Source organism: Zafaria cholistanensis (genome assembly GCF_008580665.1).
Taxonomy (GTDB): Bacteria; Actinomycetota; Actinomycetes; order Actinomycetales; family Micrococcaceae; genus Zafaria; species Zafaria cholistanensis.
This window is the reverse complement of record NZ_BKDJ01000028.1, coordinates 1-7,299: the sequence shown is the minus strand read 5'-3', so window position 1 is coordinate 7,299 and position 7,299 is coordinate 1. Positions and strand designations below refer to the sequence as shown.

The following is a 7,299-nucleotide window of genomic DNA, read 5'->3' as shown; positions in this document are numbered from 1 at the left end:
TGCTCACCTTGGCCTTGATCCACTCGGGCTTGCGCTCGATGGGGGTGGCGGAGTTGCGCTGCTCGATGCGCAACAGGCGGCGGCCGTCAGGGGCCAGGCTCATGGAAGGACTCCTTCAAAAGTGGTGGCGGAGGTCTTGACTGCGGGCTCCAGGAGCCAGCGCAGTTCCGCCTCGACCCGGTCGGCCAGATCGGCCGGGGTGACGGTGCGGCCGAGTTCGGCGGAGATGGTGGTGACGCCGGCGTCGGTGATGCCGCAGGGGATGATGACCCCGTAGGGCTCGAGTGGGTTGGAGCAGTTCAGGGCGAAGCCGTGCATCGTGACGCCCTGGTTGACGCGGATTCCGATGGCGGCAATCTTGCGGTCCGGCCGGACGCCGTCGCCTTCGATCCACACGCCCGCGCGCCCGTGGATGCGCACGCCGGTGATGCCATAGTCGGCCAGCACGCGGATCATGGCCTCCTCCAGCCGGGTCACGTAGTCGCGGATGCCGGCCTTGTTCCGCAGTTCAACAATCGGGTAGCCGATCAGCTGGCCGGGACCGTGCCAGGTCAGCTGGCCGCCGCGGTCGACGTCGACCACGGGGGTGCCGTCGACGGGACGCTCATGGGGTTCGGTGCGCCGGCCCGCGGTGTACACCGCGGCATGCTCCAGCAGCAGCACGGTCGGTCCGCCCTGGCCCGCAGCCACGGCGTCGTGGAGCCGCCGCTGCAGCTCCCAGGCCTCGCCGTAGTCCACATAGTCCGGCGCAAAGCCGATCCGTTGGAAGTTGATGCTCATGCCGTCTAGGGTACGCTCCGGCCCGGTGCCGGCCGAATCACGCGGTGGCCCCGCCTGTGGATAACTTCCGCGGGCCGGTGCGGTTTCCGGTACAACGGATCCCATGGACAGGGACGGGGACGGGACGGGGACGGGCGGAACGGACGCGGGGCCGGAAACGGACGGGCCGGGACCCGACACGTCGGGACCGGACGCAGGTCGGATCGCCGTGGACGGGATGCGTTGCGAGCGCCTCGCCGGGCGCGGCGGGGGAGCGGCCGTGTACGTGGTGTCTGATGAGGCTACCGGCCGCCGGTTCGCCCTGAAGGTGCCCCGGGCACCGGCCGGCGCCGGGGGCGCGGACCTTGAGCGCGAACTCCAGGTGCTGCGCCGGGTTCGGCACGACCACCTGGTTGTCCTGCACGGAAGCGTGGGCACCGACCGGGGCCGCGGCATCCTGATGGAGTACCTGCCCGGGGGCTCCGCCGCGGAACTGGTGGCCGTGCGCGGGCCGGTGGACCTCGGGGAGGCGGTGACCGTACTGGCCCCGGTGGCCTCGGCCCTGGCCCACCTGCACTCCCTCGGGATCGCCCACGGCGACGTCTCCCCGGCCAACGTGCTTTTCACCGCCGACGGCCTGCCCAAGCTGGGGGACCTCGGACTGGCCGGGCTCGTCGGCGCCCCGGGCCCGGCCGGCGGCACCCCCGGCTTCTCCGCCCCGGAGGCGGCCACCGGGTCCGTGGACCGCGCGCTGCACCCGGAGCGGGACGTCTACGCCCTCGGCGCGCTGGCATGGTTCCTGCTGACCGGACGCGTCCCCGGGCCCTCGCGCCTGCGGCCCCCGCTCTCCAGCCTGCGTCCGGGCGCGCCCGGGCCGCTGTCCGACCTGGTCGAAGAATGCCTCTCCGAGGACCCGGCCGCGCGTCCGGAAGCCGCGGCCGTGGAGCGGCGGCTGTTCGCCGGGGTGGCGCCGCAGCCGGTGAGGATCGGTGGCGCGGTGCACCCCGACGCCCTCCAGGACATGGCCACCATGGAGCCCGCCCGGGACCGCCGCGGCAGGCCGGGGTGCAGGGGTTCCGGGCGCAGGGGTCCCGGGCGCGGCGGCACAGGGCGCAGTGGGGCAGGGCGCAGTGGGTCAGAACGCGGTGGTGCGGGGCGGTGCCGGCGCGGTGCTGGATACCCCTTCCGGCGTGCTGTCCGGTTCCGGTCCCTGCTGGCGGCCGGACTCGCGCTCGTGCTGGTAATCGCCGGCCTCGGCCAGCTCGGCCAGCTCGGCCAGTTCGGGACCGGCGCGCTGCAGGGCGGCCCGTCTCAGGAGGAGCCACCCCAAAAGGAGCCACCCCAGGAGGAGCCGGGCCGGGAGGAGCCGGGCCGGAAGGAACCGGGCCAGGAGAGCCCGGCCCACGGTTCCGCCGGTCCGCGGGATCCGCTGCGTGCCGCCGTCGTACTGGCCTCCCGCCGGGACGCGGCGTTGGCCGCCGCCAACGCCGGCGCGCTGGCCGGCGTCCATGCTCCGGAAGGCACCTCCCGCGCCGCGGACGAGGCCACCATCGCCGCCCTGGCCCGCCGGGGGCTGCGCTACGAGGGCCTGCGCACCGAACTGACCGGGCTGGTCCTGCGGGAGGGATCGGGGTCCGCGGGGAAGGCGGACGGCGCGGACGCGGCGGCACGGGCGGAGGCTACGGCGCGGGTGGAGGCAACCAGCACGATCGGCCCCTACCGGGTGGTCGATGCGGCCGGAACCACCGTGCGCACCGTGGATGCCCCCACCGTCCAGCGGCTGGTGTTCGTGCTGCACCGTTCCTCAGGCGGGTGGCGGGTGGCCTCCGTACTGGAGGCCCCGCCGTAACGCGCGCCGGAAGCGCTCCCGGTGCTCGATAGGATCGAGGCATGAGCCCCACGAGCTACCTGCGCTATCCGCACGTGTCCGCCGACCTGGTCACTTTTGTCGCCGAAAATGACGTCTGGCTTGCCCCGCTGGAGGGCGGCCGGGCATGGCGAATCAGCGGCATGGGCCTGCCGGCGCGCGGTCCGCGGTTCACCCCCGACGGTTCCGGCCTGGTGTGGAGCGTGGTGCAGGGCAGCGCCCCGGAGGTCGTCACCGCGGGCACCGACGGCGGGGGCTACCGCCAGCTGACCTATTGGGGACAGCCGGCCACCCGGGTGCGCGGCTTCACCCCCGACGGCGACGTCGTGGTGGTCAGCGCCCACGGGCAGGCCGACTTCCGCCACACCTGGGCACGGGCCGTTCCGCTGGACGGCGGCCCCTCCCGGCTGCTGCCCTACGGGCCCGTCGATTCGGTCTCCTGGGCTCCGGCGGTCGGCGACGAGCACCCGCTGGTCGTGGGCAGCGCGCTGAGCCGCGAGCCGGCCTACTGGAAGCGCTACCGCGGCGGCGCCGCCGGTAAGCTCTGGATCGACCGCGACGGCGGTGGGGAGTTCGGCCGGCTGGTGCCAGAACTGGACGGCAACCTCTGCGACCCGGTGTGGGTGGGCGGACGCGTCGCGTTCCTGTCCGACCACGAGGGGCACGGCAATGTCTACTCGGTCGCCCAGGACGGCTCTGACCTGCGCCGGCACACCGACCACTCCCAGTTTTTTGCCCGCCACCTCTCCTCCGACGGGGAACGGCTGGTCTACGAGCACAGGGGGCGGCTCTTTGTCCTGGACTCGCTCGAGGCCGAATCCCGCCGGCTCGAGATCTTCCTGGGTTCCGCCGGGCACGGCCGCCGCCGCCAGCCGCTGGCCGCCTCCCGGCATCTGAAGGCGGCCACCCCCGACCGCGTGGGCCAGGCGAGCGTGGTGGAAACCCACGGCACCCTGCACCTGCTCAAGCACAAGGACGGCCCTTCCCACACCATCGAGGCGACCCCCGGGGTCCGTGCCCGGCTGGGCCGCATGATCGACGGCCGCCTGGTCGGGTACATCGCCGACCATGGGGGAGAGGAGGCCCTGTTCCTGCGCGACGTCGCGACCGACGCCGTCTTCGGCACCTACGGCGCCATCCCCAGCGCCCACGAGGACGACGAGCCCGCCGAGGGGCATGCTGTCGCCGCCGATCCGGTTCCGGCCACCGGCCAGGTCCCCGCGGCCGCGGGCGCGGGCCTGGCGGCCGCGCCCTCGGCCTCCGCGGCCCCGCGCGCCCTCGACATTGCTCCGGACCAGCTGCCGCGTCCGGTCAGCGCCGCCGCGCTCACCGGCGCCCTGCCGAGGTCCGCGCCGCCGGCCCCGCTCCAGCCGGGCCGGTCCGCCGGCACCGGCATCGGGGAGGCCGCGCCGGACCGTGCTCTGGCATCCGCGGGGGACGTGGTGGATCCCGACACCACCGTGGCCCCGGGCCTGCGCCGGCTGGAGCTGCCGGTCCGCGGGCGCGTACGCACTATGGAGGCCAGCCCCGACGGCCAGTGGCTGGCGGTGGGCACCGAATACGGCGAGGCCTACCTGCTCGACGTCGCCGCGGGCGCCTGGCGGCGCCTGGGTGAGAGCGAATTTGGGGCCGTCTCCCACCTCAGCTTCTCCCCGGATTCCGCCTGGGTGGCCTGGATCGAACCCGTCACCGCCTTCGAGGGCCGCAGCCGCCTGCTGCTGGCCGCGGCCGGGGATCCCGAACGCGGGGTCATCGAGGTGACGGACGGGCGTTTCCACGACCACTCGCCCTCGTTCAGCCACGACGGCAAATACCTGGCGTTCCTCTCCGAGCGCTCCTTCGACCCGGTGTACGACACCCACAGCTTCGACCTGAGCTTCCCGGCCTCCACCAAGCCGTTCATGGTGGCCCTCTCCGACGAGACCCCCAGCCTGTTCGGCCCGTCGGTGTATGTCGCCGAAGGCACGCGCACGGTTCCCGCGGCTGCCGGCGGGGCGGTGGCCGAGACCGAGGTGGTGGCCGAGGGCATTGCCCAGCGGCTCTTCGCCGTGCCCGTGGCGCAGGGCCGCTACAGCCGCCTGGTGGCGGTGGAGAATGCCCTGCTGTGGCTGGTGGACGAATCCACGGGCGTCACCGGGGACGGCCGCGGACCCGCCGCGGGCAGCCCGGGCCTGCGCCTGGAGCGCTTCGACTACGCCACCCGCAGGACCTCCACGCTGGTTCCGCAGCTGGCCTCCTACCGCGTCAGCGGGGATAAACGGCGGGTGGTCTACGTCAACCAGCAGCAAGTGCGCTGCGTGCCCGTGGACCGCGCCGTTGATGGGGATGCCGGGGACGCGCAGACCCTGGACTTGGCCCGCATCCGGGTGGAACTGGACCCGGCCAAGCTCTGGGAACAGGCCTACAACGAAACCTGGCGGCTGCAGCGGGACTTTTTCTGGACCGAGGACATGGGCGGGCTGGACTGGGAGGCGATCGGCGACAAATACCGCCCGCTCCTGGCCCGGCTGGGCAGCCACGACGACCTGGTGGACGTCCTGCTGGAACTGCACGGCGAGCTGGGCACGTCCCATGCCTACGTGTCCCCGTTCGCCGCAGTCGAGGCGGGGGCGGGGCGCCAGGGCCTGCTCGGGGCGGACCTGGCCCGCGTGGACGGGGTCTGGACCATCGCCGCGGTGCTCGAGGGGGAATCCTCCGACCCCCAGGCCTACTCGCCCCTGACCGCCCCGGGCGTTGCGGTGCGGGCCGGGGACGCGATCCTGGCCGTTGACGGCCAGTTCGTTCCGTTCGACGGCGGGCCCGAGATGCTGCTCGCCGGCGCGGCCGGCCGCACCGTGGAGCTGACGATCCAGGAGGGCCCGGCCGGGCGCCGCCCCGGCACGGTGCGCCGCGTCGCCGTCGTCCCCGTGCGGGACGACCAGCGCCTGCGCTACCAGAACTGGGTTGCCGGGAACCGGCGCACGGTCCGGGAGGCCTCCGGCGGACGCTTCGGCTACCTCCACATTCCCGATATGGCCGCGCAGGGCTGGGCCCAGCTGCACCGCGACCTGGACGTGGAGACCGAGCGCGACGCCCTGGTGGTGGATGTGCGCCGGAACCGCGGCGGGCACACTTCGCAACTGGTCGCCGAGCTGATCGGACGCAAGGTCACCGCCTGGACGATGGCGCGGGAGGCGCGCACCGGCACCTACCCCTCCAGCGCCCCCCGCGGACCGATCGTGCTGATCGCCGACGAATGGGCCGGCTCCGATGGCGACATCATTACCCAGGTCACCAAGCTGCGCGGCATCGGTCCGGTGGTGGGGGTGCGCACGTGGGGCGGGGTGGTAGGCATCGACAACCTCTTCGACCTCGCCGACGGCACCAAGGTCACCCAGCCGCGCTACGCCACCTGGTTCTCCGGCGGCGTGGGGTGGGGGATCGAGAACCGCGGCGTCGAGCCGGATATCGAGGTCCAGTTCCCGCCCCACGCCTACGCGGCCGGCGAGGACCCGCAGCTGGAGCAGGGCGTGGCCGTGCTCAAGGAGATGCTCAAGGAGATCCCCACACAGCAGCCGCCGCAGCCCTACGGCTACCGCATCCTGCGCCCGTCCCCGCTGCCCCCGCGCCCGCAGGAACTGCGCGGGGGCATGGACCGGGTGCCCCTGCCGGTGGGCGACTAGCCGTTCAGCGTCGCGGCCAGGGTGATGCTGGGGACCGAGGCCAGCGCCTGGGAGACCGGGCAGCCCTTCTTGGCCTCCTCGGCGATGCGCTGGAAGTCCTCCTCGGCGATGCCCGGGATGGTGGCGTTGACGGTCAGGCGGATCTCGGTGATGCCCTGGCCCGGGACGAAGTCCACCTCGGCGCGGGTCTCGATCGTGTCCGCGACGTGGCCGTCCTCCTTGAGCATGTTGGTGAAGGCCATCGAGAAGCAGGCCGAGTGGGCGGCGCCAATGAGTTCCTCGGGGCTGGTCTTGCCTTCGGCCTGCTCCGCGCGCGCCTTCCAGGTCACGTCGTAGGTTCCGAGTCCGGACGTGTCCAGGGTGGTCCGGCCGCTGCCGGTGAACAGGTCTCCGTTCCAGATGGTGTGCGCTTTGCGGGTGGCGGCCATGGGGACTCCTTCTGCTGCTGGGATGGGATAACCGGTGCCCGGCGGTGCCGGGACCTCCGGCTTCATCCTAGGGGGCCGGCGCTGGCCTGGCCATTGGATGCGCAACGGCCGGCCTCCCCAAGGGAGGCCGGCCGTTGCAGGCTGCGGGGGCTACTGCCAGAGGACGGCGACCGCCATGGCGATCAGGCCCAGGCCCCCGACGCCGTGGGCCAGGCCGGTGGAGACCTCCCCGCCCCTGGCGAGCTTGCGGCGGCCGATCAGGGCCGCCACGAACACGCCAACGCCCAGCAGGAGCTTGACGGCGATCTTGGCGTGGTTCACCGGGTCCTCTCCCATCTCCGCCAGCGCCACCAGCAGCAGGCCGGTCACCAGCTGGGCGATCCCGCCGTACCACTGGAACTTGCCCACGGTCGGGGTCTTGAACGTGGCCAGCCAGCCGCCGACGATCGCGGCGGCGCCGAGGATGTGCAGGAACACAAGAAGCGCATGTAGGAAGTCCATGTCCCCTAGTCTAGGGGCCTTTTCGACGCTCCGTCGAAAAGACGGCAACGGCGGCCCGCCCCTTCCGTGCGGAAGGGGCGGG

The 7,299-nt window shown here is 73.2% G+C and carries 5 protein-coding genes and 1 pseudogene; 2 read left to right on the top strand and 4 right to left on the bottom strand.

Annotated features, from left to right (window positions below; translation table 11 throughout):
- Together NCCP_RS15375 and lipB are read right to left on the bottom strand one after the other, a co-directional pair.
- Positions 1 to 103: pseudogene (locus tag NCCP_RS15375) on the bottom strand (lipoyl synthase); the annotation flags it as partial.
- Positions 100 to 780, bottom strand: a complete 681-nt coding sequence (gene lipB / locus NCCP_RS14695; protein ID WP_149958036.1) for a lipoyl(octanoyl) transferase LipB — start codon at positions 778 to 780, stop codon at positions 100 to 102. The gene lipB and the pseudogene NCCP_RS15375, both read right to left, overlap by 4 nt.
- A gap of 217 nt (positions 781 to 997) precedes the next feature.
- Between lipB and NCCP_RS14690 the strand changes: the two genes are divergently transcribed.
- Positions 998 to 2,608, top strand: coding sequence for a serine/threonine-protein kinase (locus NCCP_RS14690; protein ID WP_225873865.1), 1,611 nt, complete (start codon positions 998 to 1,000; stop codon positions 2,606 to 2,608).
- A 41-nt stretch (positions 2,609 to 2,649) separates the two neighbouring features.
- On the top strand, positions 2,650 to 6,288 hold the full coding sequence (locus tag NCCP_RS14685) for a S41 family peptidase (protein ID WP_149958034.1): 3,639 nt from the start codon (positions 2,650 to 2,652) through the stop codon (positions 6,286 to 6,288).
- Here NCCP_RS14685 and NCCP_RS14680 read toward each other — a convergent pair.
- A complete protein-coding gene (locus tag NCCP_RS14680; RefSeq protein ID WP_149958033.1) occupies positions 6,285 to 6,716 on the bottom strand; it encodes an OsmC family peroxiredoxin in 432 nt (143 codons plus the stop codon). The genes NCCP_RS14685 and NCCP_RS14680 overlap by 4 nt on opposite strands.
- A gap of 150 nt (positions 6,717 to 6,866) precedes the next feature.
- Positions 6,867 to 7,217, bottom strand: a complete 351-nt coding sequence (locus tag NCCP_RS14675) for a hypothetical protein (protein ID WP_149958032.1) — start codon at positions 7,215 to 7,217, stop codon at positions 6,867 to 6,869.
- Positions 7,218 to 7,299 lie beyond the last annotated feature (82 nt).

Bases quoted from the DNA above. Each gene is read 5' to 3' on its own strand.
- NCCP_RS14680 (WP_149958033.1), bottom strand. From the start codon at position 6,716: ATGGCCGCCACCCGCAAAGCGCACACCATCTGGAACGGAGACCTGTTC.
- NCCP_RS14685 (WP_149958034.1), top strand. From the start codon at position 2,650: ATGAGCCCCACGAGCTACCTGCGCTATCCGCACGTGTCCGCCGACCTG.
- NCCP_RS14675 (WP_149958032.1), bottom strand. From the start codon at position 7,217: ATGGACTTCCTACATGCGCTTCTTGTGTTCCTGCACATCCTCGGCGCC.
- NCCP_RS14690 (WP_225873865.1), top strand. From the start codon at position 998: ATGCGTTGCGAGCGCCTCGCCGGGCGCGGCGGGGGAGCGGCCGTGTAC.
- lipB (WP_149958036.1), bottom strand. From the start codon at position 780: ATGAGCATCAACTTCCAACGGATCGGCTTTGCGCCGGACTATGTGGAC.